Source organism: Paenibacillus sp. V4I9, assembly GCF_030817295.1.
Lineage (GTDB): Bacteria > Bacillota > Bacilli > Paenibacillales > NBRC-103111 > Paenibacillus_E.
The window spans coordinates 5,436,173-5,460,688 of the sequence record NZ_JAUSZE010000001.1 but is presented as its reverse complement, the minus strand read 5'-3'; the positions used below and the strand labels follow the sequence as shown (position 1 = coordinate 5,460,688).

Annotated in this window: 27 protein-coding genes, 1 pseudogene and 1 riboswitch; of the genes and pseudogenes, 16 read left to right on the top strand and 12 right to left on the bottom strand. The window is 45.1% G+C overall.

What is annotated here, in order from left to right; translation table 11 throughout:
• The first annotated feature begins 170 nt into the window (after nt 1-170).
• Together QFZ81_RS25465 and QFZ81_RS25460 are read left to right on the top strand one after the other, a co-directional pair.
• Nucleotides 171-602: a DUF86 domain-containing protein gene (locus QFZ81_RS25465; RefSeq protein WP_307440314.1), complete on the top strand. Its 432-nt coding sequence runs from the start codon at nt 171-173 to the stop codon at nt 600-602.
• Nucleotides 603-686: 84 nt separating this feature from the next.
• Nucleotides 687-1,319, top strand: a complete 633-nt coding sequence (locus QFZ81_RS25460) for a helix-turn-helix transcriptional regulator (protein ID WP_307440316.1) — start codon at nt 687-689, stop codon at nt 1,317-1,319.
• 43 nt (nt 1,320-1,362) lie between these two features.
• Here the strand turns inward: QFZ81_RS25460 and QFZ81_RS25455 are convergent, their stop codons facing one another.
• Nucleotides 1,363-1,995 carry a bifunctional 4-hydroxy-2-oxoglutarate aldolase/2-dehydro-3-deoxy-phosphogluconate aldolase gene (locus tag QFZ81_RS25455; RefSeq protein ID WP_307440318.1) on the bottom strand — a complete coding sequence of 211 codons (633 nt, stop codon included), beginning with the start codon at nt 1,993-1,995 and terminating at the stop codon, nt 1,363-1,365.
• Between the two features lie 175 nt (nt 1,996-2,170).
• Here QFZ81_RS25455 and QFZ81_RS25450 point away from each other — a divergent pair, with 175 nt between their 5' ends.
• Together QFZ81_RS25450 and QFZ81_RS25445 are read left to right on the top strand one after the other, a co-directional pair.
• Nucleotides 2,171-2,617, top strand: coding sequence for a DUF948 domain-containing protein (locus tag QFZ81_RS25450; RefSeq protein ID WP_307440320.1), 447 nt, complete (start codon nt 2,171-2,173; stop codon nt 2,615-2,617).
• A 14-nt stretch (nt 2,618-2,631) separates the two neighbouring features.
• Nucleotides 2,632-3,003, top strand: coding sequence for a YtxH domain-containing protein (locus QFZ81_RS25445; protein ID WP_307440322.1), 372 nt, complete (start codon nt 2,632-2,634; stop codon nt 3,001-3,003).
• Nucleotides 3,004-3,052: 49 nt separating this feature from the next.
• On the opposite strand, the gene QFZ81_RS25440 is transcribed toward QFZ81_RS25445, so the two are convergent.
• Both QFZ81_RS25440 and QFZ81_RS25435 read right to left on the bottom strand, forming a co-directional pair.
• Nucleotides 3,053-4,168, bottom strand: coding sequence for a phosphodiester glycosidase family protein (locus QFZ81_RS25440; RefSeq protein ID WP_373462598.1), 1,116 nt, complete (start codon nt 4,166-4,168; stop codon nt 3,053-3,055).
• Nucleotides 4,169-4,288: 120 nt separating this feature from the next.
• Complete coding sequence (locus tag QFZ81_RS25435) at nt 4,289-4,948, bottom strand: helix-turn-helix domain-containing protein (protein WP_307440324.1); 660 nt, start codon at nt 4,946-4,948, stop codon at nt 4,289-4,291.
• A 172-nt stretch (nt 4,949-5,120) separates the two neighbouring features.
• Here QFZ81_RS25435 and QFZ81_RS25430 point away from each other — a divergent pair, with 172 nt between their 5' ends.
• From QFZ81_RS25430 to QFZ81_RS25400, 7 genes are all read left to right on the top strand, one after another.
• Nucleotides 5,121-7,157 (top strand): glycoside hydrolase family 15 protein, encoded by a 2,037-nt coding sequence (locus QFZ81_RS25430; RefSeq protein ID WP_307605288.1) that lies wholly within the window; start codon nt 5,121-5,123, stop codon nt 7,155-7,157.
• An 18-nt stretch (nt 7,158-7,175) separates the two neighbouring features.
• A complete protein-coding gene (locus QFZ81_RS25425) occupies nt 7,176-8,339 on the top strand; it encodes a glucose 1-dehydrogenase (protein WP_307605287.1) in 1,164 nt (387 codons plus the stop codon).
• A gap of 110 nt (nt 8,340-8,449) precedes the next feature.
• A complete protein-coding gene (locus tag QFZ81_RS25420; protein ID WP_307440330.1) occupies nt 8,450-8,869 on the top strand; it encodes a disulfide oxidoreductase in 420 nt (139 codons plus the stop codon).
• A gap of 86 nt (nt 8,870-8,955) precedes the next feature.
• On the top strand, nt 8,956-9,936 hold the full coding sequence (locus QFZ81_RS25415) for a polysaccharide deacetylase family protein (RefSeq protein WP_307605286.1): 981 nt from the start codon (nt 8,956-8,958) through the stop codon (nt 9,934-9,936).
• A 117-nt stretch (nt 9,937-10,053) separates the two neighbouring features.
• Nucleotides 10,054-10,863, top strand: coding sequence for a glutamate racemase (gene racE, locus QFZ81_RS25410; protein WP_307440333.1), 810 nt, complete (start codon nt 10,054-10,056; stop codon nt 10,861-10,863).
• Nucleotides 10,864-11,023: 160 nt separating this feature from the next.
• Nucleotides 11,024-11,899: a M14 family metallopeptidase gene (locus QFZ81_RS25405; protein WP_307440334.1), complete on the top strand. Its 876-nt coding sequence runs from the start codon at nt 11,024-11,026 to the stop codon at nt 11,897-11,899.
• Nucleotides 11,900-12,001: 102 nt separating this feature from the next.
• The gene (locus QFZ81_RS25400) at nt 12,002-12,211 is read left to right on the top strand and encodes a hypothetical protein (protein ID WP_057307023.1); all 210 of its coding nucleotides are present in this window, start codon (nt 12,002-12,004) and stop codon (nt 12,209-12,211) included.
• Between the two features lie 42 nt (nt 12,212-12,253).
• Here the strand turns inward: QFZ81_RS25400 and QFZ81_RS25395 are convergent, their stop codons facing one another.
• The 4 genes and pseudogenes from QFZ81_RS25395 to QFZ81_RS25380 form a co-directional block, all read right to left on the bottom strand.
• Entirely contained in the window at nt 12,254-12,454 is a 201-nt protein-coding gene (locus tag QFZ81_RS25395) for a hypothetical protein (protein WP_047686271.1), read from the bottom strand.
• Nucleotides 12,455-12,768: 314 nt separating this feature from the next.
• Nucleotides 12,769-12,948 (bottom strand): hypothetical protein, encoded by a 180-nt coding sequence (locus QFZ81_RS25390; protein WP_171690084.1) that lies wholly within the window; start codon nt 12,946-12,948, stop codon nt 12,769-12,771.
• Between the two features lie 126 nt (nt 12,949-13,074).
• A pseudogene (locus tag QFZ81_RS25385) lies at nt 13,075-13,484 on the bottom strand (bifunctional 5,10-methylene-tetrahydrofolate dehydrogenase/5,10-methylene-tetrahydrofolate cyclohydrolase); the annotation flags it as partial.
• Between the two features lie 145 nt (nt 13,485-13,629).
• A riboswitch (ZMP/ZTP riboswitch) is annotated at nt 13,630-13,709 on the bottom strand.
• Between the two features lie 80 nt (nt 13,710-13,789).
• Entirely contained in the window at nt 13,790-16,039 is a 2,250-nt protein-coding gene (locus QFZ81_RS25380) for an FAD-dependent oxidoreductase (RefSeq protein ID WP_307605285.1), read from the bottom strand.
• A 123-nt stretch (nt 16,040-16,162) separates the two neighbouring features.
• Between QFZ81_RS25380 and QFZ81_RS25375 the strand changes: the two genes are divergently transcribed.
• Nucleotides 16,163-16,945, top strand: coding sequence for an AraC family transcriptional regulator (locus QFZ81_RS25375; RefSeq protein WP_307605284.1), 783 nt, complete (start codon nt 16,163-16,165; stop codon nt 16,943-16,945).
• Nucleotides 16,946-17,016: 71 nt separating this feature from the next.
• Here QFZ81_RS25375 and ytvI read toward each other — a convergent pair whose 3' ends face one another.
• The 3 genes from ytvI to QFZ81_RS25360 are packed head-to-tail and all read right to left on the bottom strand — an operon-like array spanning nt 17,017 to nt 19,293.
• Nucleotides 17,017-18,129 carry a sporulation integral membrane protein YtvI gene (ytvI, locus tag QFZ81_RS25370; RefSeq protein WP_307440344.1) on the bottom strand — a complete coding sequence of 371 codons (1,113 nt, stop codon included), beginning with the start codon at nt 18,127-18,129 and terminating at the stop codon, nt 17,017-17,019.
• Between the two features lie 19 nt (nt 18,130-18,148).
• The gene (map, locus tag QFZ81_RS25365) at nt 18,149-18,895 is read right to left on the bottom strand and encodes a type I methionyl aminopeptidase (protein WP_047686259.1); all 747 of its coding nucleotides are present in this window, start codon (nt 18,893-18,895) and stop codon (nt 18,149-18,151) included.
• A 38-nt stretch (nt 18,896-18,933) separates the two neighbouring features.
• Nucleotides 18,934-19,293: a winged helix-turn-helix transcriptional regulator gene (locus QFZ81_RS25360; protein ID WP_029199371.1), complete on the bottom strand. Its 360-nt coding sequence runs from the start codon at nt 19,291-19,293 to the stop codon at nt 18,934-18,936.
• Nucleotides 19,294-19,510: 217 nt separating this feature from the next.
• On the opposite strand from QFZ81_RS25360, the gene QFZ81_RS25355 reads away from it, so the two are divergent.
• Both QFZ81_RS25355 and QFZ81_RS25350 read left to right on the top strand, forming a co-directional pair.
• Entirely contained in the window at nt 19,511-19,813 is a 303-nt protein-coding gene (locus QFZ81_RS25355) for a heme biosynthesis protein HemY (protein ID WP_029199372.1), read from the top strand.
• Nucleotides 19,813-20,034, top strand: a complete 222-nt coding sequence (locus QFZ81_RS25350; RefSeq protein ID WP_307440352.1) for a YuzB family protein — start codon at nt 19,813-19,815, stop codon at nt 20,032-20,034. Before QFZ81_RS25355 ends, QFZ81_RS25350 begins: the two co-directional genes overlap by 1 nt.
• A gap of 53 nt (nt 20,035-20,087) precedes the next feature.
• On the opposite strand, the gene QFZ81_RS25345 is transcribed toward QFZ81_RS25350, so the two are convergent.
• On the bottom strand, nt 20,088-20,582 hold the full coding sequence (locus QFZ81_RS25345; protein ID WP_307440354.1) for a glutathione peroxidase: 495 nt from the start codon (nt 20,580-20,582) through the stop codon (nt 20,088-20,090).
• Between the two features lie 168 nt (nt 20,583-20,750).
• On the opposite strand from QFZ81_RS25345, the gene QFZ81_RS25340 reads away from it, so the two are divergent.
• Entirely contained in the window at nt 20,751-22,241 is a 1,491-nt protein-coding gene (locus QFZ81_RS25340; protein ID WP_307605283.1) for an esterase-like activity of phytase family protein, read from the top strand.
• A gap of 56 nt (nt 22,242-22,297) precedes the next feature.
• Here QFZ81_RS25340 and QFZ81_RS25335 read toward each other — a convergent pair whose 3' ends face one another.
• A complete protein-coding gene (locus QFZ81_RS25335; RefSeq protein ID WP_307605282.1) occupies nt 22,298-23,182 on the bottom strand; it encodes a TIGR01777 family oxidoreductase in 885 nt (294 codons plus the stop codon).
• A 111-nt stretch (nt 23,183-23,293) separates the two neighbouring features.
• Between QFZ81_RS25335 and QFZ81_RS25330 the strand changes: the two genes are divergently transcribed.
• Nucleotides 23,294-24,289: a glycine-rich domain-containing protein gene (locus tag QFZ81_RS25330; protein ID WP_307440361.1), complete on the top strand. Its 996-nt coding sequence runs from the start codon at nt 23,294-23,296 to the stop codon at nt 24,287-24,289.
• Nucleotides 24,290-24,516 lie beyond the last annotated feature (227 nt).

The following is a 24,516-nucleotide window of genomic DNA, read 5'->3' as shown; positions in this document are numbered from 1 at the left end:
TACCCACGATAAACTGAGAGTAGAATGAACCAAGTGAGAGTCAAGAGGGTGAATGAACGTGAGTTATGAATACGTCATGCAGGCTGTATTGTTAGTATTTCTGGTTATTATTACTTTTTTTGCAATGATGATTTGGACGAAATGGCGAAAAAGAGGACGGAGATAGCCCCATGTATTTTATTAACCATGAACAGATCAATCAAAGAATTCAGTTTCTGACTTCATTAGCTGATGCAAGCAAGCAATTAGAAGAGCAGTGGGCGAAAGGCACCAATGATCTTGTATGGCAGCTTGCGCAGGAACGTGTGCTGCATTTAGCGATCGAAACAGTGACAGATATTGGGAGCTTGCTGATTGATGCTTTTATACTAAGAGACGCTAGCAGTTATGAGGATATCGTGGAAATTGTACATGGAGAAGGCGCCTATTCAGAAACATTGAAAGAGACGCTGCTTCAGCTCGTGAAGCTCAGAAAACCTCTTGTCCAGGATTATGTTGACTGGAACCGCCAGGAATTAAACCCGTTAATCCCGAAACTTCCAGCTGCTTTTGAAGAATTTGCAGGTAGTGTTCGAGCTTTTATTAAGAGCGAATTGGAATAACATACATAGTTGTTTCTTAATTTACTTATGGTTAACAATGCTGTAAAATGAGACTTAAATGACAGTTCCGAGGTAGGTGAGAGAGTGAATCATGCACTTGAGACATCCACGCGTAAAGTGATTCTTTCTATGCTCAAAACTCAGGGACCGCTAAGTGTCCATGATATTTCCAAACAGCTCGGAATTACGGAAATGGCTGTCAGGCGTCATATCCATTCCTTGGAGAAGGATGATCTGCTTGAAACGAAGCTGGTTAGGCAAGCCATGGGAAGACCGTCTAACGTGTACACGCTAGCTCCGCAAGCAGATGAATTGTTTCCCAAGAAATACATGCAATTGACGCTCGATTTGCTAGATGAATTATTAGAAGGCGAAGGTCAGGAGAAGATCGAACGTCTTTTTGAAGGCAGGCAAGCTAAGCTTGAATCCCGGTATCAGCCGCGCATGAACGAGAAAAGCTTGGAAGAGCGGGTAGCTGAGTTAGCGCTTATTCAGAACGAGAATGGATACATGGTGGACTGGTCACAGCTTGGAGAGGACGCGTATATGTTTAGTGAACATAACTGTCCGATTACGCAGGTGGCGAATACATTCACGCAAGCTTGCCAGTGTGAGTTAGCCTTGTTTCGGAATTTGCTTGACGCGAACGTGGAGCGAACCGAGTGTTTAGCGAAGGGTGCTAGCAAGTGTGTCTATATCATAAGTCAAAATAAATAACCATCAACCTCGCATACGGAGGAAGATGGTTTTTTTGTGTGCCCTAACGCGAAGCAGCAAGAAGACTGGCAGCTTTATCTGTAATCCACTCGAAGCGGCCTGCTTCGATTTCTTTTAGATTAATTAAGGAACCACCGATTCCTAGTCCGTAACAACCAATGTTTAGGAATTGTTTGATATTCTCTTCCGTAACCCCGCCGACGGCTATCAAAGGAATTTGGTCAAGAGGACCCATCAATTCTTTGATATAAGTGAGACCTAAGCTCGCACTCGGAAATACTTTAACAGCTGTAGCGCCTGCCTTCCATGCTTTAACGATTTCTGTTGGTGTCATTGCGCCTGGGAAAATCGGAATCCCCTTCGTACTAGCCCAAAGGATAACTTCCTCATCCATATTCGGAGTTACCAAGAATGAAGCACCAGCATGGACTGCTTTCTTAGCATCTTCTAGATCTAGTACAGTACCAGCGCCAATAAACATGTTCTGACCCGATTTATCCTGCAGCTCGCTAATCATTCGCAGAGCCCCTGGTGTATTGAGTGTGACCTCCATTACGGTAATGCCGCCTTTAAGAAGTGCGTCAGCTAAAGAGAGAATGTGGTTTTCTTGCACACCTCGAACGATGGCAATGATACGGGTGCGTTCGATTTCTATAAGTCCTTGCTCTCTGTTCATCTTAGTCCTCCAAGTGTTCTAGTTTGATTTGTTTTTATTATGACAGGTCTCAGAAATTTTTCCAGCTTTTTTGTGTCAAAACAAGCTGCTCCTACCTATACTGTAGTAAATCATAGGCATTCGTCTAGAAGCCGTCATCCACCCTCACAGCTGTAAGGTCCAGGAGGTGCCCGTCATGACATGGATAGAGATAAGTATCGTCAGTTCAGCAGTTGCCTTTATCGTGCTCGTCGGCTTTGCCATTCGCATGTTGATTACCATTGTGCAGATACTAGGCAAGTTGGGCGATACGGTTGTTCAAGCTAAGATGAACGTAGCTGAGACAGCAGAGCAAGCGGAGCAGTTAATGACGAAGGTAGGGCTGCTCACCGAAGAGGTGCATATGCAGATACTTACATTAGAGCCGAGTATCCAATCTGTGGAGAAGGCAGGAGCTGCTATAGGGGATGTCGCTTCTGCACTTCGCAAAGCCTCACGAGTGATGAACGAATCGATTCATGGTGCGGAAAAGGTTGTACATACCCACCAGAAGCGAATCCAAGACGCCATGGAGTGGGCAACGACGGGTTTTGAGCTGTGGCAAAGATGGCAAGCGCTTCGGAATGCCAAATCAGACAATTAAGGAGTGGATTTCTCATGTCCAATGAAAAAAAAGGTAAAGATCTTCTCATCGGTGCGGTTGTTGGAGGCTTACTCGGAGCGGCAACTGCGCTTCTATTTGCACCGAAATCCGGCCGTGAATTGAGAAGTGACATTGCGGAGCAAGCTCAAGTGGTTAGTGATAAAACCGTGCAAATCGCAAACAACGTAAGTCAAAAAACGCAAGAAGTTGCGAAAACCGTGAGCACAACAACATCTGATCTGTATGGAAAAGCAAAAGACACAGCCGTAAACGTTGTGGATACCGTCCGTTCCTGGAAAGAGACCAAAAGTGACGAAGAGCTGGACGCCCCGGTTGAAGAAGTAAGCGAGGCTGCGGAAGATTTGGTCATTCTAGGAAATCGTTAAAAACAAAAAAAGCAGAAAGCTCCGAGAATAGAGCTTTCTGCTTTTTCTTTTACCACTTGGAAGGATCGATTTTGCGAATATCTAAACCTTCCCAAACGTTCTTGATGTTCGCAGTTTCCGGATGATCGAAGAGAAGCCACGCTGTAGGGAGGTAACGTTCCCCGTATTCACTTGATGGCTTGTTGATGATCTCATTCTTATGAACGAGCACCGTTGAGGCTCCGCCGTCTAAATTCGCAGCCGTTACAGCGCCATGCTCTAGGAAAATCTGCTGTACATCATACAGCGTCGCTCCAATGCTATGCTTCTGTCTGCCATCGATGATGGCGAATAGAATGGAGCCGTCCTTCGTCTGCGCCATACTGGTCCGCGGAGCAATTCCCCAGCCATCGGCTTGGCTCTTAATCTGCCCAACCCCATTCACAATGAACCGAGGGCTGAACGAAACAGCTTCCTGTACGCCCATGTCCACAAGCTCGGAAACCTTGTACTTGCCTGCAATCATGCGGCCTTCTTTATCGATACCAACAACCTGCACAGTACCGTTCATGCCTTTGTCATTATAAAAGATTTTGCCTCCGGAGATGACAATTCCTTCAGGCTGGAAGCCGTTTCCTTCCCAATTGGGATCGATGAATCCTCCGCCATTAACACCGAGAATAGCTCCGGTTCTTTTGACCATAGAGGAAACCTTCTCCCCTTTACCCACTTTCTCAGGTACGGCAATTCTAAGCTTTTTTGGATCCGAAATCGTGACGAGCTGTCCTTTGAAATTTGACCCCGAAATCGGCTCAATGGTGACCAAATCTTTCTTGGCAACAACTGGGGCAAGAGGGGAGTTAGGTTCAATTTCAACGAATCCTTTATCTTTCTCATCGCCCATTTCGTCGAATTGCTTCCAATAGGCTTCCACGCGCTTCTGCAACTCTGTAGATCCTATCAAATATTTGGCCCACTCCCGGTGTTGGGTTGTAATCAAGGTGTCAGCCATCATTAATCTTACATTTGAACCAGAGGAAGTAAGGAAAAACCAACATAAGGACATTACAGAAAGTAAGGTAAACCCAAGTACCCCATACACGATAAAGCTCATTCCCACAGACCTTTTGCGTTTAACTCTCGTTAGACTAGAAGACTGCTGGGAAGTGGTTTGTTGTACAGCCATGTATTCTTTACCTATCCTCTCTGCCAAAAAATCATCTAACCTTCCATATAAATAAACGAAAAGAAAGGAGAAAAAGTTTCATAAATGACTAAACTTTTCTCCTTTTTTTGTAAGTTGTTCCTAAATAGGCCGCTTTAAAGTCTGGAAAAGTGAATCCGATACGGAGTTACGGTCGTATTGAAACTCCAATCCCATTCCTGTGTTACTTGCTACACTGCGGACGATTAAATCATGGTATTTCTTCTGACGAATCGCAGCGATAACGACAAACTTGCTGACACCTAGAGGGTCAAAATAGAGTTTTCCTTCTTTTTCGATGTACTTCTGAACATGATTGAGGTTGACGAATAAGTCTGTATCCATCTTCTTAAATCCTTGTTCTTCAAGCTTATCTAGAAAATGACTGAAATCCAGTAATGAATTCACACTTCGGCTAACTTTGCCAATTCGTGTATGGTAAGTAATTTCCTTCGTACTGACTTCGATAAACAGTGTATCCGACACAGGGACTAGCTCTTGCTCATTGATTGCATGGACGTCCTCTTTTTCGAGATACCCGGCTTTCTCCATAAGTTCTGTATATGAAAAGTTGTAGGCATCCGACAGCTTTTTCAGCGTGACAGGAGAGGGTTTGATTTTCTCATTGGTCGAACGATTACGCTCTAGTTCAAGGTCTCTGATGTAGGCATGCGATAGCCCGCTTTTATGAGCCGCTTCACGCAAAGACATCTTGCCCCGCAAGCTTTCCAAAAATTTACCGAATCCTTCAAATTGTTTCATAATAACGTATCCCTCCATATGTTTTAATTGTAAATGAATTCGAATGAAATGAACATATTTAAGGCGCGAATTGGTGCCAATTACCTCAAAATCCAGCCAAGAACCGCTGCGTGAATATTTAAGCACTCAATTTGGTAAATTAGTAGCAATATCTTGGAAAGAGGCTGATGGAATGGCAAGAGATTTACCCATAGGAAACGGGAATGTACTCATTAATTTCGACGCTGCTTATAATATTCGTGACATGTATTACCCTTTAGTAGGTCAAGAGAATCAATCTAGTGATCATCTTTCACATTTTGGCATTTGGTGTCCGGAAGGATTCTTCTGGATTGACGATCCAGAGGTTTCAAAAAAGCTCAATTATTTGGAAGATTCGCTTGTTACTAACGCGGATTGCGCCCATGAAAGGTTAGGTCTCAGCTTCGTTATTCGTGATGGGGTCGATGTTCAGCAGAATGTGTTTTTACGCAAGGTGAAGGTAGAAAACCGCTTTGATGTGGAAAGAGAAATTAAATTGTATTTTCATTTGGATCTCCAAATCTATGGAAATGGCGTCGGAGACACGATTTATTATGATCCTGAGTTGAATTCACTTTTATTTTATAAGGGTCATCGTTATATGTCACTATCTTGCTTGTCTCCAGACGCTGAGAAAGCAATACCTAGCGGTTATGCAACAGGACAAAAAGGGATTCACGGTTTGGAAGGAACATGGAGAGATGCTGAGGATGGTCATCTAGGGGGAAATGCCATCGCGCAGGGATCTGTTGATGGTGTGATTGAATTGACGATGAAACTACCGCCAAAAAGCGTGAAAGAAGCTTGGTTCTGGGTCTGTTTTGGACGTACGAAGCAGGAGGTAGAGCGTTTAGAGCGATTACTTCGCACAGCAACCCCGCAAGCATTATTACAAAGAACTCACGATCATTGGGTGAAATGGGTGAATCAGGATGCCCACCAGCTCTCACTGTTGAAGCCTGATTTGGAATCATTTTATAAGCGATGCTTGTTGATTACCAGAACAAACGTCGACAATCGAGGGGCCATCATTGCAGCGAATGATTCAGATATTTTGAAATTTGCCAAGGATACTTACTCGTATATGTGGCCGCGTGATGGCGCTTTGGTATCTCATGCGCTTGATCGGGCGGGATATTATGAATTATCCAGGAAATTTTTTGACTTCTGTAAGAAGGTACTTACTCCTGAAGGTTATCTCATGCACAAATATAACCCTGACAGTTCAGTGGGCTCGAGCTGGCATCCCTGGGTGGATAGTCGAGGGAATAAGCAGCTTGCGATTCAAGAGGATGAGACAGCTCTTGTGCTGTATACGTTATGGCATCACCATAAGCTGGCTGGAACAATAGAGAGCTCACGTGAGGATTATGAGAAATTTGTGAAGCCCGCAGCGGACTTTCTCGTTCGTTACCGGGATGCATCCGGACTTCCTTTGCCTTCCTATGATCTCTGGGAAGAGCGTTATGGTGTATTAGCATTCACAGTGTCATCGGTATATGCCGGTCTTATAGCTGCAGCACGTTTTGCCGAATATCATCAGGATAAAGTGCGCTCCATTTATTATGCAGATATCGCAGGACAAGTAAAGAAAGCAGCTGAACAGCATCTGTATGCTCCCGATCAGAATCGCTTTTTGCGGGCTTTATATTGGAATTATGAACAAAATACGTATGTGCCGGACTACACGCTCGATATGAGTATGTATGCACTATTTGACTTCGGCTTGTTTGAGCTTGAAGATCCGCGGATTGTGGCAACGATGAAGATTCTGAAAGAGAAATTGTGGGTACAAACAGATATCGGCGGTATCGCTCGTTATGAGAACGACTATTATCATCAAGTCACCAATGACGTAGCTAAGGTACCGGGCAATCCTTGGTTTATATGTACCCTTTGGTACGCTGAATGGCTAGTGGCGTCTGCCAAAACCGTTCAGGACTTGTTGGAAGCGGAGAAATTGATGCGCTGGGCTATTCTTCATGCTGCGCCTTCAGGGGTGATGGCTGAGCAAGTACATCCTTTCACAGGAGAGCCTATGTCCGTTTCACCACTGACTTGGTCACATGCTTCCTTTATTAAAGTGACGCAAGAATATTTGTCGAAATTAAAATTATTGACCTCGAAGGGAACGAAGCAAGCTGTTGATGCGAGTGAGGATAAAGTGCTGGAGCCCGTCGTTCATTAGTTGGAAGGAGAGGAAGTAATGAAGGCAATTCGCGTCAAGCAACTTCGACAGGGGAATCCGACTATTCAGCTTGAAGATGTGAAGAACCCCGTGATTTCAGGGCCGCAAGAAGTTATTGTAAAGGTAATTGCAGTTGGACTGGACGGCACAGACAAGGAAATTCTACAGGAGAAATACGGCGTTCCTCCCGGAGGTGAAGATGATTTGACCACGGGGCATGAGTCGCTAGGGGTTGTGACCGAAGCTGGGGCGGAGAGTGGATTCCAGCTAGGGGATCTCGTAACCGCCATTGTAAGACGGCCATGCAGAAATCAAAGCTGTGTGAATTGCCGCAATGGTCATTCGGATTTTTGTCAGACTGGTGAGTTTGTAGAACGGGGCATTAAAGGGGCTCACGGCTTCCTCTCCGAGTATTACAAAGAGGAAGGTCGATATTTGGTTCAGGTGCCGAAGGAACTGCTGAGGCATGGGGTGCTAGTTGAGCCGCAGAGCATCGTAGAGAAAGTTTGGGACCAAGTGCTGCGTGTCCAGCAGCGGTTAATCTGGGAGCCGAGAACTGCGCTCATACTCGGGTCTGGACCGCTTGGTTTGCTTGCTGCGATGACCTGCCGCCTGCTGGGGCTGGAAGCGTATGTTTGGTCCAAATCTCCGCAGGACAGTCTACAAGCGCAGCTTGTGAAGGACAGCGGAGGTGTGTTTAAGGAGGCCGGCGATGACAGCGGCAGCGCGGCGACTATGACGGCTTATGCCGAGGGTCTCGGCAAGCCGATAGATCTGATCCTCGAATGCACGGGCTACAGCCCGTTAGCCTTCGAGGCCATGTCTGTTCTAGCGCCAAACGGTGTGTTGGCGCTGCTGGGGGTCACTCCAGCGGACCGTAAGCTGGAGATCTCATCCGACATGCTCAACCAGAGCATGGTGCTGGAGAATAAGTGCGTGATCGGCTCGGTCAACGCTTCGCGCAAAGATTTCGAGACCGCCATTTACCGCTTACAGCAAATGGAGAAGCAGTTTCCAGGCTGGCTCGACCGCCTGGTTACGAATCGGATGACTTTGGAAGACGTGCCAAAGCTGGATTTTAACAACATATCGATCAAAGCCGTTGTGGATATTGTTCCCGTGGAACAGTGGGATGATCTCGTGAAACAAACGAATGAAGTGGTATATAGTTTCTCCGTTTAAATGGAAGTGGCCAAGCAGGCTTGTTGATGCCTGCTTGGCCACTTTTCGCTCTTGTTAGACTTCCTTTCACAATTTTTTTATAATAAGGAGGAAGGGGAGGACGAGATTTGATGTCAAACAAATGGTTAAGAGATAATGGCATGCACTTATCATGGCTTCTAGCGTTATTAGCCACATTGGGAAGCCTGTATTTCTCAGAGATTATGAACTTTATTCCTTGTAAATTATGTTGGTATCAACGTATTCTTATGTATCCATTAGTTGTCCTATTAGGGATTGCAGCCGTGCGCAGAGACTACAAATTAACCATTTATGTGCTGCCGCTGACCATCTGGGGAGCTTGTATTTCAATCTACCATGTTCTGCTGCAATCGGGTGTATTTCATGAATCAGCAACAGGCTGCGGCCCTATTCCATGTGATGTCGATTACTTAAACTGGTTGGGCTTCATCACGATTCCTATGCTTGCTGGAACTGCCTTTATTCTCATCACGATTCTTCAATTTATGACGTATCGAGCTACGAAATAAACACCTTTCACCTAAAATAGGCAGGGAATTTGTCTAGCGCTGTCGAAATGAATATGTGAGTATTCATTCCAAAACGAGGTGCTACAATGACATCAATTACCAAGAGTGCTGCACTACTGATCGTTCTAAGCGCATCATTGATCGGTTGTGCAGACAAAAGCCTGTTATCCCCAGACTTGAGTCAATCCCAAAATAATACGCCACAAGCAACAACAAGTGCAGTGGCAACTCCAACTCCTAAATCAACAGTTAAACCCATACCTAAACCTCAATCCACACCTGTTCCTAGTGCGACACCGAAGCCAACAACGGCTCCAGAGCCAACCGCAACACCAAAGCCAGCAGTGGTAGGCAACTTTTCTAAAACCAAGTCAGTGACTGGCGATCGCGTACCGTATTCTTGGTATTACATGAAAAAGAAAACGGGGCAAGTTCCTGATTTTCCAAAGGAAACAAAATCCTTCACGGAGGACCAGAAAGCGGTTTGGGTCGGGACCGGCAAAAAGGTTTATTTAACGATCGATGCTGGAGGTCCCTTGATTGAAGTTGATCTCATGCTTAAATCGCTGAAAGAAAACGATGTGAAAGCAAACTTCTTTATTTCGGGCAATAACATTAAGAAAAATCCGGAGTATTTGAAAAAGGTTGTAGCTGATGGTCATTTCGTTGCCAACCATACGATGACGCATAACGACTTTAATGAGATGACCGATGATCAGATTCGCAAAGAGATTACGGATTTCGAAGCCTTATATAAAAAACTTACTGGTAAAGAAGTCGAGAAATATTTCCGCTTTCCGTATGGGCATTACAATCTACATAACTTGAATTTAGTATCCAGCATGGGCTACACTTCTGTGTTCTGGTCTACGGCTATGCGGGATTGGGAACCGAGAGCCAACGGAGCCGAGGATCCATACAATGACATTATGAATAATTTGCATGATGGCAATGTGATTTTGATGCATCAAGGATCTTTAGAAAATATGCAGGCACTGGCTCGTATTTGCAAAGAGATCAAGAAAAAAGGCTATGAATTCGGGATTGTGAGTGAACTCCATTCCTAAAAATTAGGTGTCAGACCAGAAATCTGATACTTTCACCTAGGTACCTTTCAGCTTGTTCGCTCATATCCTATCCATGTGGTTACGTAATTCATTAACCGGCAAAGGAAGCGGATAGGTGTGCAGCAAGCGATAGCCGTACTGGACTCCGGAGTCGGAGGATTAACTGTAGTAAAAGAACTAATGAGACAGCTTCCGCAGGAAAAAGTGATTTATTTCGGAGATACAGCTCGAAGTCCGTATGGTCCCCGCTCTGCTGGAGAAGTAAGAACTTTCACTCGGCAAATCGTCGAGTACTTAATTCAATTTAATCCTAAAATGATCGTAATCGCTTGTAATACAGCAACCGCAGTGGCTATAGAAGATATTCGTGAACGGGTATCTATTCCCGTGATTGGCGTTATTTCGCCAGGAGCGAGAGCCGCGATCAAAACTACACGAAGCGGCGTTATCGGAGTTATCGGTACGGATGGGACGATTCGCAGCAATGCCTATGATTATGCATTAAGGTTGATTTCGCCGAACATCCAAGTGTATAGCGAAGCTTGCCCGCTGTTAGCGCCGTTCGTAGAAAAAGGGCTTTTCGGTGCGGATCGTGCAAACGAGGTTGTCGAGCAATCACTCAGACAGCTAATCGGCAAGCCGATAGATTGCTTAATCCTAGGCTGCACCCATTACCCCTTCCTAGTGGAAGCCATCTCTCGTGTCATGGGACCGGATGTGACGTTGATTTCTTCGGCAGACGAAACGGCAAGAGAGATCAGCACAATCCTTTACCACCGCAACATACTGGCATCATCGGGGAAACTTCCAATCCATCAATTTTTTTGCAGCGGTGAGCCAGAATTATTTAAGAAAATTGCGCAAAATTGGCTGAAAGAGCAAATTTCTATAACGCCTGTCGTTTGGCAGGTGCCAAATATTTTATAAGTGATGTGAATAGACCCTAGTGGGGGTCTATTTTTTATTTCTAGAGGAAACTAAGTTGAATAGCATGATAAAGGTATCTCCGCATGAATCCGCATGATTCTAAGCGGGCGGGCATAATCATAGCCATACGAACTAAGTAAATGGGCTGTGAGGTGGTCGTGTGTTAGGATACGGGTATTGGACACTTTGTGAAGAACTGAATCGGCTCTGCAAGATATATCCTTTTCTTCATGTAGAAGAGATAGGCGCAAGTGTGATGGGGAAAAGCATACCAGCTCTGCGAATTGGTCAAGGTACGAAAGAGATTCATTTCAACGCAGCGCTGCATGCGAATGAATGGATAACGACACCATTACTCATGCAATTCGTGGAAGACCTTGCTTGCTCCTATGCAAGAGGGACGGCATGGCATGGCAGCAATATTAGACGGCTCTTATCGGAGTATTCGCTTTGGGTTGTACCAATGGTGAATCCCGATGGTGTGGAACTTGTTCTGTCTGGTGTTACCGAGGAACATCCCTACCAAGAGCCCCTATTGAATTGGAACGGAGGATCGCTGGATTTCAGGAATTGGAAGGCCAATATTCGTGGTGTTGATCTCAATGACCAGTTCCCTGCACACTGGGAAGAAGAGGCAATACGTAGAGAGAAGGTCCGACCTGGTGAGCGCGATTACGGTGGAGAGGCACCGTTAACGGAGCCGGAGGCAGCAGCTTTAGCTCAATTTACAGAATGCCATGACTTTGAGCTTGTTGTGGCACTGCATACCCAAGGTAGGGAGATTTATTGGAATTATCGCGACTATGAGCCACTGGAATCTGAGGCATTTGCCGAGCGATTAGCCTTAGCCAGCAGCTATCAGGCAGTTAAACTGACAGACAGTGACGCTGGTTACAAAGACTGGTTCATCCAACAATTTCGTAGACCCGGCTTTACCGTTGAAGTAGGATTTGGGGTAAACCCCCTGCCAGTGGAATCTTTCGCAGCACTCTATGAGGAATTAGTTCCGATCCTATTGACGGCGATGGAATTTTAAAATTTGCGATAGACAAGTATAACGAACTTGAGCATGCTTCCCAAGAACCGTTCCGCCCAGACTTCATATACTGAAGGAAGGAAACTGTTGGGAGGCGTGGATATGGCACCACCTAAAGGGAAGGGCAAGGCATCCAAGAAGAAAGAACTTTCATCCAGAGTGCAATACACGATGAGGCTTGTGGAGTCGTCCACATGTGCGGTTTGTAAGACACCGTGCACAAGAGGGCTTCGGTATTTGGCCATGATGTCTGAGCCAGGAGCCGTTGGTAAAGGTGTTCCGTGTATTTTGACAAGAAGAAAAGTCACTTAATGCAAAAGTCCACGCCCTTGTTATTTAAGGCGTGGACTTTCTTTATTGCGGGATATGTTCGCTTGGGATGGAACACTTATTTTCTATAAAACGAATTTGATTCTCAAGTCGATTCCGATGCTCTTCTTGTTCTTTGTCGGAAGAGGCTGCTTGTCCTTGGAATTGTTCAAGTTCTTGTTTTAAGCTATGCAGGTCAGAGCCCGCATTCGCACAGTCATAATTGCTTTCTAACTGATCGAGCATATATCGGCCTCCTGAAGTGGAATATCGTTATTTCTTACCTTTCTTGTTGCTTTTTTGATCTGTTGTTCGTGTCGTTGTATTTTGTCTGGCGTGCCCTTGCTGCTTATGATCTTCTGACATTTGGTTGTTCACTCCTTAAAATGTAGGATTTTGGGCGGTGCGAGATTATTATAAGCATTCGGCTGAATTTGATACGATAAAAAATAAGAAAACCTCGATCGAGGCCATTGAAGGATGTGGGATCTAATGAAAAAAGCCCCGCGAGCGATTAGAAATCGTTCGTCAGGACTATGTGCGGTGAGCGTGGATATGGATTAATGGTTCGGTGTCAGCAATTTATCTTCTAAGGATTGTTTAACCTTCTTGATTGCATCTGTCTCTAATTTGTGGTTTTGGTTAAATTTAGTGCCTGTCAATGCAAGCGCTTCCTTAACCGTCATTTCCACACGAATCAATTCTTCACCTTGCGGGATTTGCACGGAATTGTTGCCCATTTGTATCACTCCTATGTCAACTTTTTGAAGTGGAAACCTTGATTTGACGCACTTTTAATATAACACACCATGTAAGGTTAAACAAGGGTTATTAAGACCTATTTTAGAAAAAAGAATGTCGGAAACTCAGGTTATCATTTTGCTTTTTTCGGCAGCAAGGACGGTGTGTTTGAGCAGCATTGCGATGGTCACTGGGCCTATTCCAGCAGGCACAGGAGTAATTGCGCTGGCCTTTTTGTGACAACCATCGAAATTGACATCGCCAATGTTACCAGCGTTATATCCAGCATCTAAAACGACAGCACCTTCTTTCATCCATGTTCCTTGAATAAAGGCAGGTTTACCAACTGCTGCAACGACAATATCAGCTAATCCGATGATTAGAGGGAGATTATTTGTTTTTGAATGGCAAATGGTCACGGTTGCGTTTCTATTCAGCAGCATAAGCGATACGGGTTTACCTAGAATTAGACTCCGACCAACGATTACCGCGTGCTGCCTTCAATTGGAATCTGATAATAATCGAGAATAGCGATTCTTCTGGAATCAATGCCTAGCCGCTTACATGCGCTGCTTTTCGCAACAAGTTTACCATCCAAAATTAATTTTTCTGAACTCATTTTACCCTCAACCCTTCATTGTTTATAAAAACACAAAGAGGTAAGGGGGATCAATCCCCCTTACCTCTGCCCAGGCGTACGACTGTAACATCAATGTGCTTCCTCATGGGTATCCATGCTTCGCCAGTCACACATCAACTTTTAATTGATCTAATCATAATGGCAGGTTATGGAATGCGCAACTCTTAAAATGATTTATGCGTGTTGTTGTTTGCCTTCGATCAACCATAACAACGGATTTCTACAATCTCTGCCCGTTCCGTCCCGTTTGTCGCTTCAACGACCACACGAAGTCGATCAGTCGTCACAGCTTCCGGCAAAAGATGAACATGATTGCGCGTATGATTATCGAGCCCTTCAGCCACTGTGGTCCAGTCACCGCCGATGAAGGCTTGAAGTTTATAGTCTTTGACCAGTTCAGGAATGATCTCGAATTCCGTCCGATGATGATGCAAATTAATTAAATCTTCGTTCACGTCATCATTGAAAGTGAGATGTACGCTGCGAATCCGCACAGCCTCCGGCCAACTGGCTTCAAGCCACTCTGGCTGGGGGGCATCCAAGCCAGCCGACGACCACAGATGAGGGCCTCCGTAAGGACGCTTATACCCATCGGCGGCTTTATCGGCTGCGAATGCGGATGTGGGAGCGAGCAGACGGAAGCAGATTGGCTTCCGGATGAATGCTTTCGCGCTCCAATCAATGACCGGCTGATGATGATACATATCACCGAAATCTACGGTGTCTTCTGATGCAGCATCATGTTTGAAGGACAACACGCCCGTTTGTGGTCTGCCGGATAGATGGACGGAAAGCGCCGGGTTGCTTCTGAGTATGATAAAAGCATTCTGAGCGGTTTCAGGGTGCCAAGAAAGCGCAGCCTTTACCCACTGCTGAGAACCCTTAGCCACAGCTACTTGAATGGACGTCACCTGTGTGTGTGGGACGTAGTTCTGCGGCTTCCCAGTGCTCCAGAGCTCGACTGTCAGCTCCGTAGCTTCCGAAGCGTCTAACAGCAGCTCGATGCCTTCAATGAACGGATCTGCGGGCACGAGAAGCGCCACATGCGCGATCAGCGGCAGCACCGACGCAGATTGCTCGAGAGCAAGTCGCGTCAAGGTGCTGGACGCTGTCATCTCAGCGCGGAGCACGAGGTCTGCCGCATCCGCGTTCTTCAGACCAAGGACGGCTGCATCCTGTCGAAGCAGCGTCTGCTGAAGCTCGCTCAAGTGGCTGCTGTGCAGCTCGCGGGGGGAGATGCCCTTTGCCGTGCAGAGCGCGGCTCCTGTGCCCGCGGCTTCGCCTATGACGGCACAAGTCGCCATGACGCGCGTCGTGCCAAAAGCCACGTGGGACGCGCTGATGTTGCGTCCCGCCATCAACATATTCGTCACGTTGACGGAGTAGAGAGAACGGAACGGGATATGGTAACTGCCATCCATATGCATATGTTTGGAGCCTTTAGCTGTGGCATACATCCCTTGTGGCGGATGTAAGTCAATGGACCAGCCGCCGAAGGCGACCCGGTCTTCAAATAGCTCCTGTGCGATGATATCGTTCTGATTCAGCACGTAGTCCCCAACGAAACGACGATATTCCCTTTTCCCTGGAATAGAGCCGATCCATTCGAGCGTCAGGTTTTCACTCTCGAATTTACCGGAATTTTTGATATAATCCCAAATGCCGTAGATAACAGAGGACAGCTCATCCCGGATTCGCTCATTTTCATGAACAACATCATGCTCACCGCCCCATTCAATCCACCAATAAGCGCATCCATTATCTCCGCTGCGAATGACGCGTTTCATGGGGATGGAGGTTTGTGTGATGTCTTTCGCGAAGCTTGGTGCGATATATTTGACCGGACGGCCTGCATCTTTCGTATAGAATAGTAGGGTACTCCCAAGTGTAATATCGTCCGCGACGAGTGGTGCCCATTCCTCATTGAACTCCTCTTGTGCTTCACGGCCAATGCGATATTTCGCACCTGCGAGGAAACCGACTAACCCGTCGCCCGTACAATCGAGGTAAACACGACTATCGAAACGAATACGTCGTTCAGATCCCATCATCCAACCTGTGACAGAACGAATCGTTCGAATAGTCTCGTCACCCTCGGCATGGGCCTCATGGACATCCGTGTTTAAGAACAACGTAATATTCTTCTCTGCTTTGACTTTTTCAAGTACGATCAGGTCCCAGATATAAGGATTTCCGTCGATATTACGGTACTGGTTCTCTACGAATAGTTCACCCATGATGCCAGTTTCTCTGGCATTTCGATGAGCACCGTGGGAAGTAGCGCCGCATACCCAGACGCGAACTTCGCTGCTGGCATTGCCGCCAAGGACAGGACGATTTTGGACGAGCGAGACAGATTGGCCTAACCGAGCTGCAGCGATTGCCGCGCAAACACCTGCTAATCCTCCACCGATTACGGTTATGTCTGATAAAACAATTTCATGCTTCATAACTTAGCACCTCACTAATTCATAGAATATCTTTAATTTCATTGTAAAATATCCTATTCCCATTGAACATGCAGACAGTTACAATAGGCATATACTTTATTTCATTATTGAAGAGGTGAGAGCGTGGCTTTCCGTGATGTGACTATTAAGCTCATCTCCCATGTCTATTGGCACCATAAGGTGACGTTTATGCTAGAGGAAGACGAGTATCCATGTTGGACGATATTTGCCGTAGAAGATGGCAGATTCTTCTATCGTGTTGGGGAGCGGAAAGGGGAAGCGGGGTTCGGAGACTTTGTTATTTGTCCACCCCACACCGTGTTTCAGAGGAAAACACTCGAACCCCTGTCCTTTCACTTCCTGCAGTTTGTATGGTTATCTGAACCTAGTTTTGGCGATGAAGCCTTCTGGAAAGGAAAATTGACGATTAACGATACAGATCGTTTATCTTCCAATTATCATTATTTGAGACAGCTTCCCGGCTGGGATGAAGAGAGCACGCTGCACAAGCAGCACATGGTGAACGATTTATTACGTTTAGTCAAAATGGAGCGAGATCGCAAAGATGACCCTTCCACAGAAGTCGATTTGTTGATGGAGAAAGCCCGAAGGTACATGACGGAATATGCTTATGCAAGTTTATCCCTGTTGGATTTGGCTGTCTCTCTTGGACTCACCCCCGTACAATTCACCCGTAAGTTTCGCAAGGTGTTCGGACAAACTCCTTCTGAGTTTTTGAATGAGATGCGTCTCACAAGAGCTCGGCATTTGTTAGAGGGATCAACGCTTACCTTGGATGCGATTGCCGGGAAATGCGGATTCGAAAACGGCTTTTATTTGAGTCGCGTTTTTACGCAAAAAATGGGCATAGCTCCATCAATATACCGAAGCAGGCATCGCGTATAAAAAATGCCCCAACTTTTCCTTTATGAGGAAGTTGGGGCATTTTTCAACGGTGTAATCCGTATTTTCAATCATTAAGGTCCACTATAAGGTAATTTACCTTGAACATACTCATCTTCAGGCTTACGAATCCAGCGTTGAAGGTAGCCTTGCGTGTACAGAGCTTTGATCAGAATGATCAACACTGGCGAAAGGATTACACCAGCAAATCCAAAGAGAGAAAGGGATACGATCATGAAGGCTAAGGTCGTAAAGGCCGATACTCCGAGTGATTCCCCAGTGATCTTTGGCTCCATAATTTGTCTGACGAGGATGACGACCAAGAGTAAGGAACTGAGCCAGATCGCTAATGTCGTTTGACCAACAATAAACAGGTAGATGATCCATGGAATGAACAAAGTTGATACGCCGAGTAGTGGCAGTACATCAAAGATGCCTGACAACAGCGCGATGGAGAAAGCATTATTAACGCCGAGCAGGAGCAAGGCGAAAAATACGACAACGAACGTCAAAGAGATTAGTTTGGCTTGCGCTTTTATGTAGGAGACGATTCCCTTCACCACATTTTCTTTGAGAAAAAAGAAGACGGATTTGAAGGTTTTTGGTGTTTTTTCACCTGCAAGGCGTTTCCAAGAATCAATTTCAATGCTAAGGAAGTAGGCTAAGATAATCCCGACGATGAAGTTGAACATGAAGGTTGAGAAGGATGTCAGCGAGGCTACCAATCCAGATAAGAAAGCAATGATAAACTTGGAGGCATTACCTGCGATTTGCCCGGCATAATCTTTGGCTTTCACAATAACGTCAGTTGGCAGCGCTTGGAATTGGTCATTCAATTCGCTAATTTTTTGCACAATTTGATCGTTGAACACCGCTTGATATTCATCCACTTTATCGACAAGACTCATGATCTGGCTGGTGAATATGACAGCGGCACCGGTTAGTGCGCCAAGGATAATAAGGACGAATACTAAGGTCGAAATCGCCGAAGCGATTGACTTACGTATACCTTTGCGGTTCAAAAACCGAGCAAAAGGCTCGATCATCATGAAAATGATCAGAGCCAGGAAGATTGGGGTAGCAATGCGATACAGGTAACTAAATAACAGCATGAATAAATAGACGGTTAGAACAATGAGAGCAATGTCAAAGGCTGTTCTCCAATATTTCTTGTAAAAAGAAATCATGCATGTTCCTCCGGTATCATTATTGTTCGGTTAAAATAATCGGTCCTTGACTGGTAATGGCAATTGTATGTTCATATTGAGCGGACAAGCTGCCGTCATAAGTTCTTGCTGTCCATCCATCTTGATCTACTTTGGAATGGTATTTACCTACATTCAGCATCGGTTCAATCGTGAAGACCATGCCTTCTTTAATCCGCGGCCCTTTGCCAGCTGGTCCATAATGAGGCACTTGCGGCTCTTCATGCATTTCGGAACCAATCCCGTGTCCGATAAAATCTCTTACAACGGAAAAACCATGAGATTCAGCATACACTTGGATGGCATGCGACACATCGCCGATACGGTTGCCGGGAACGGCTTGCTCAATTCCTTTGTATAGAGATTCTTTCGTTACTTTCAGCAATTTCTCGGCAACCGGAGAAATGTTACCCACCGCATAAGACCACGCGGAGTCTGCCAACCAACCATCTATACGTACAACCATGTCGATGGTTACAATATCGCCGTCATTCAGAGGCTCTTTCTTAGGAAAACCGTGACAGATCACATCGTTTACGGATGCGCAAGTGGCATATTGATAACCGTGATAACCTTTTTGCTCGGGAGTGGCCCCGTGCTTAGTCAGAAAGCCCTCTACGAATTGGTCGATTTCCCAGGAGGTTATACCAGGTCGAATCATTTTGGCAATTTCTTTATGGCAATCAGCAAGGATGCGACCCGCTCTGCCCATCTTTTCAATTTGTTCTTTAGATTTGATGGTGATCATCAAGCTCCACTCCTCTGGTGATAGTCCCTAATTATTCATTATGTCCACTTTGCTGACCATAACTTCATTTCTTTTATTATTTGATGCAAATCCTGGCCTTTCGGTGTCAAGGTATACTCGACCGTAACAGGAACCGTAGGGTAAGCCATTCGTTCCAAAACCCCATGTTCCTCGAGGTGACGAAGGATATCCGTTAATGATTTAGGGCTGACTCCAGTTATCTGGCGCTGCAGCTCGCCGAAACGTTTCGTTCCGCAAAATAATTCGCGAAGCACGAGAAAAGCCCATTTTCCACCAATAACTTCAAGTGTTCTTTCAACCGAGCATTCGATTTCTTTGGGTACTTTAGGAACATAGTTGCTGAGTGGAGCGACTTTTTCATTCTCTAGGGTTGACATAAGACCGCTTCCTTTCGAATTGAATGTATGGAACTAACTTTTATGTAAGTTAGTTACTTCCGTGTAATTAGTGCTCTTTGTGCTCACTACTATGTATTTTAAAGTTCGTTTAGTGAATTAGCAAGAAGTAAGGGATGACTTGGGACAAAGGTTGATTTCGTGCCTTAGATTCTTTACAATAAGAAATAAAAATTAATGTTTCAGGAGATGTGTACATATGAACGTCAAAATTTCGCGTAATGCTGCAAAAGTACTTCAATTGGAGCTTGATAAAGAAGAAAACAAAGGATTATTGGTTCGCGTTCAAGTGACTCATTCGCACGGTGACCATGCTCACTATGGTTTGGGTCTTGACGATAAATCAGAAAATGACGTCCTTGTAAGCACAGATAAAGGTATTGACGTTATTCTAGATAAAAATGAACCTTTGCTGGATGGTATCCGTATTGATTACTTCTACACACCAGAAGAAGGCTTCATGATTACGAACCCAAGCAAGGGGAATCACGGAGATCACTAATGCGCAATGATATTCGCATTTGTGATAAATGCAAACACATGAAAGTGAAGACCGCCCTTTCTAAGATAAGTGTCATTGCACCCGATGCTGAAGTCAAAGTTGCCTGCAAATCATATTGCGGTCCGTGTTCCCGGTTTGCATTTATATTTATTAATGGACGCTATGTGACAGCACCAACAGAAGACGAAGCGATTGAAAAGGCAAAAAAGTATGTAAAATGAGAAAAAGCATCCGCCCACTTTGGGGTTGGATGCTTTTTTACATTCAAACAAAATTAGGCATGAACAGCTGATTTCTCTAACAGCTTGCGAATTTGGCTGTCTATTTTGCTTGGTGAAGTGGTAGGGGAGAAGCGTTTAATCACATTGCCTTGCTGATCAACTAAAAACTTTGTGAAATTCCACTTGATGCTTGAGCCGAGAAGACCAGAAGCCTGCTTTTTCAGGTGTTGGTAAAGCGGATGGGCGTCTGCGCCGTTAACATTGATTTTGGAGAACAACGGAAAGTTAACACCGAAATTAATTTGGCAAGCTTGCTCGACTTGAGCATCGTCGCCGGGTTCCTGGTCCTTAAATTGATTGCACGGAAATCCTAAGACGCTAAAACCTTGTTCCTTATATGTGTCATGGAGCTCTTGAAGTCCTTCGAATTGAGGAGCAAAGCCGCACTTCGTAGCGGTATTCACAATAAGCAGCACTTGACCTTGGTAATCAGCAAGAGACTTTTCTTCACCGCGGATCGTGCGAACTGTAAATTGATGAACATTCAAAAGGGCCGCCTCCTTTGTTTTATTTTACACAAATTAATTTTACACAATTTTAAAAAGTTTGAACAGCTATTTTTAATTTACAATTTTTTCATATCCCTCTGATATTCCACGAATATATAAACATTATGCTTATCACAGTGATAGTTTATTAGATGATGGAGGGTTCATATGAAAAGATTACTGAGAAGAAAGCGACTGCTTATTGTACTTGCGGCCATTTGTGCCGTTTCTACAACAACTGTCGTATCCGCAGGACAAGCTACGTTAGAGGCTATTGCTGTGAAGTTTCAACTAACTTCCGGTGGGAAAACGCTTACCCTTGATAAAGATCCCGTTGTCATTAACGGAAGCACATATGTTCCTCTTCGCACCATTGGTGAAGCACTTGGTAAACAGCTCGAATGGAATGAATGGAATCAATCCATCTCGCTCAAAGATATTCCTAAAGTGACTGGTAAATTTGAGTGGAAAAATGCTCCTGTGCTTGAAAAAGGTATCCAAGAAGGCGGGTTCTCAGGTCTTGTTCACTTACCTAAAGATGCTGCAGATACGTTCTATACGTTGGCGGATCGTGGACCCAACGGTGAAGTAGGTAAAGATAAACTTCGCACATTCCCGATCGACAACTACATTCCACGTATTTATAAATTCAAAATTACGAACGGAAACATTGAAATCTTGGAGACGATCAAACTATCGCTTCCAGATGGCAAATTAGATAAAGTAAGCAATAGCAAATACATAACAGGACTGCCGAACTTGATTGGAATCGATGAAGTGCCGTATGATGAGAAAGGTGTTACGAAGCTGGCTTATGATCCGGATGGTCTTGATTTGGAAGGTATCGCTTATAGCCCAACTGACGATACATTTTGGGTTTCAGATGAATATCGCCCATCCATTCTTCAAGTGAAACGCGATGGCACGATACTAGGACGTTATGTCCCTAAAGGCGCTAAAGACAAGCTCGTTCAAGCTGGTGCTCAAACGCCAATTTTTGATACACTGCCTGAGGTATACAATACACGTATTTCCAACCGTGGATTTGAAGGTGTGACTATTTCTCCAGATGGTAAATTCTTGTACACATCCATTCAAAGTCCAATGGCAAATCCAGATAAGAAAACAGGGGAGTCTTCGAGAAATCTGCGTATCCTCAAAATGGACTTAGCCACAAAGCAAATCGTGGGCGAGTATGTTTATGTCGCTGAGCAAGCTGGCATGTTCGTCAAAGTGAACCAAAAAGATATCGTGATCAGTGATCTCTCCGCACTATCCAGTAATGTACTGCTTGTAGATGAGCGGGATAAGAATGCGGGCGCTGACGCACAGCTGAAACGAATTTACAAATCGGATTTCTCTAAGGCTACGAATATTTTAGGAAAAGATACAAGCAAAAACCTGGAAAGCCTATCCGTTCAGCAGCTCAAAGATCAAGGTATTCAACCAGTTAGCAAGGAATTAATTGTCGATATTGCTAAACTAGGATACCCGTATGAGAAGATTGAAGGCTTGACGGTTGTTGACAAAAATACGATTGCGATTGTAAACGACAATGACTTCGGTATTAGCTATGATGATAAAGGCGTATTAACACTAACAAGCGCGCCAACTCAATTACAACTTATTCAAGTTTCTGACGACTTATCCACGAAATAATAAGTAAACGAAAACCCAGCTCATCGAGGCGCACTCGGTGGTCTGGGTTTTATTATTTAAACAATATCAGCGAGGGCTTTGTCTACGAAAGAATACTTAAACGTAAAGCCATGCTCTAATAATACGCGAGGGAGTACCTTCTGACCTTCCAAAAGCAGCGTAGATAACTCACCGAACATCATTTTTAAAATAAAAGCAGGAAGCGGGAATAGATTTGGTCTTCGCATCGCTTTCCCTAATGCCCGTCCAAACTCCCTGTTCGTGACAGGATTCGGCGCTGTCGCATTAACAGGACCTATAATCGCTTCGTTCTGAATGCAAAAATCAATAAGCCTCACCATATCATCAATGTGAATCCAGGAGAGCCATTGCTTGCCGCTGCCTATGGGACCGCCAACACCAAGCTTATAAGGCAATGCCATTTTTGGGAATGCGCCTTCCTTGTCGTCTAGAACAAGTCCAACGCGGACTTTTACGATGCGTGTTCCCTGTATCTGATCAGCCGCGTCTTCCCACTGTTCGACTATCCTCGATAAGAAATCGACAGGACGGTGCGGACTTCGTTCGTCAAAGGTTTCGGTTTCTGATGTACCATAAACGGACATTCCTGAAGCATTAACGACGACTTTCGGTTTCACTTCCATGTGTTCTACAAGCTGAGCCACTTGTTCAGCTGCCTTTAGCCGAGAACCAACGATTCGTTCCTTGGCCGCAGCTGTCCAACGCTGATTAATCGACTCTCCAGCCAAATTCACTATGGCATCCAGTCCTGCGAATGCGCTTGAATCCGTCTTTAGTTGATCCCAAGTAACGGTGCGTACATGCTCTACAACAGCTCTGGGTGAACGTGAAATATTGATGACTTCATGACCTTGCTTCTGCAAATGAGAAATCAATCGTTTACCAATAAACCCGCTGCCACCGGTTACTGCTATTTTCATCCTTCAGCACCTCCTTTCTTTTATTATAGGGCCTATATACAATGTTTTCCAACTGATGTTATTCTTCTCTTTACATTACTGTGTTATATTGGAAATAGGGAGGGATGCCAAATGTTTCGTTTTTTATTCCGAAAATCACCCAAACCGTCCAAGAGAAGCCGCATAGGGAAATCCAAACCGAGCTTTCGAGCTTCAGATTTACCCCAAGGGCTTGGTTTGCTAGAAGGTGTTCCGTTAGAACGAATCGTTACTAAGCTGAATAGTGCTCTTCCACTTGATTATGTAGAAAGACTCCAATATCGCGTAAAAGCTGGGAATTCTTCCATGTCCGATGACGAGTTTGCCTGTAAATGGTTTGAATTAAAACGATTTTTCCTGATGAATCTCATTTTAAAAAGAACCCCGATGTTTAGCAGCGAAATCGATGAGATTTGGCATGAGATGCTAATGTTTACGAGAGAATATCAGCGGTTCGGGGATCAATTCGCAGGTGGCGCTATTCATCATTCACCTGAACGCGAACCGAAGCAAATGCCGGGTGAACGTGCTTGGTTCGATTGGGTATATGCGCACTTGTTCGAGTTCGCTCCAACGAGTTCGCGGTGCTGGAACGGATTTTTCCGCAATCCGCTGGATGAGCAGCGAACAGATTTGCTTCGCAAAGCGAATGATGAAGAAATCGCCGAGCAATGGTTCGATATGGAGCAGGCGAAGCGGTATCCAGAAGTTGCAGAGACGATCCGCATACTAATCACGCAGGCGATTAACGAAGCCAGACAATCAACGAACAGCCGCAGGTTTGAGGATACAGGATGGAAGGATTCGATAACAAATCCGAACAACATGGTGTATATGGCAGGAGCCATGATGTTCTTCTCCATTCAGGATAATAATAACTATACAAGCGGGATGAACGCTCAGTGGCCTGCGAATGAAACCAATAACCCAAATAACAAGCAAAGTAACTGCTCTTCATCGGGTTGTGGAGGTTCTGGAGGCAGTGGCGATAGTTCTGGAGATCAAGGCGGCGGCAGCAGCTGCAGCTCCGGATCGGGCTCTTCATGCTCGTCAGGGTCGAGCTGCGGGTCTGGTTGCGGGGGAAGTTAGGTTAAGTTGTGAAAGCAGTATTCCGTTCGTGGAATCGGATGACTCTGACAAGGCTTCATGCGGGGAAGCGAATGGACATTATAAACACTTTTTGCACTCTCTGCCTGAGAGTGTTTTTTGTTTGGAGCATACAAGGAGACCGAGACTAAAATGGGGAAACCCATCCCCAACCATCCTGTCACGAACCCGTAGCCCCAAGTCCACAGATTCGAAATTAGAACAAATTG